Source organism: Paenibacillus ehimensis NBRC 15659, assembly GCF_004000785.1.
GTDB lineage: Bacteria > Bacillota > Bacilli > Paenibacillales > NBRC-103111 > Paenibacillus_G > Paenibacillus_G ehimensis.
The window spans coordinates 1-829 of the sequence record NZ_BILX01000202.1; the positions used below are offsets into that span (position 1 = coordinate 1).

At 65.5% G+C, this 829-nt stretch carries 1 pseudogene; it reads left to right on the top strand.

Features of this window, described 5'->3' with window-relative positions:
• Positions 1-829 (top strand): annotated as a pseudogene (locus PEH01S_RS34330) (non-ribosomal peptide synthetase); the annotation flags it as partial.

Sequence of the window (829 nt, forward strand, 5' to 3'; positions counted from 1 at the left end):
AAGGTCGTGAAGTCGGTCTGGTCGACATTCGGCGAGCAGGTGAAGCTCACAAACGTGTACGGGCCGACGGAGTGCACGGTCGACTCGACGATCTACGAGGTGGAGCCGCAAAGAATCGGCGAACTGGCGGACACGGTGCCGATCGGGCGGCCGCTGCCGAACCAGAAGGTGTGGATTCTCGACGGGGAGCAGCGGCTGGTGCCGATCGGCGTAGCGGGCGAGCTGCACATCAGCGGAGCGGGCGTGGCGCGCGGCTACAACCGGAGGCCGGAGCTGACGGCGGAGAAGTTCGTGCCGAATCCGTACGAGGATGGCGGACGGATGTACAAGACGGGCGATTTGGCCCGGTGGCTGCCGGACGGCACGATCGAATATTTGGGCCGGATCGACCATCAGGTGAAAATCCGGGGGTACCGGATCGAGCTGGGCGAGGTGGAAAGCGGCCTGATGAGCGTGGCTGCGGTTCGCGAAGCGGTCGTGATCGTGCGGGAGAACGAAAGCGGCGAGAAAGATCTGTGCGCGTATTACGTCGCGGACGAGCCGCTTGCCGCAGTCGGGCTCCGGGCGGAGCTGGCCGCGAAGCTGCCGGGGTACATGATCCCGTCGTACTTTGTGCAGGTGGAGCGGATGCCGCTGACGCCGAACGGCAAGCTGGACCGCAAGGCGCTGCCTGAGCCGGAAGGCGGAGTCGAAACGGGCACGGCGTATGTGGCGCCGCGGACGCCGCTGGAAGCGAAGCTGGCGCAAAATGGCAGGACGTGCTGAAGCTGCCGAGAGTCGGCGTGCAGGACAACTTCTTTGACATCGGCGGACATTCGCTGCGGGCGAC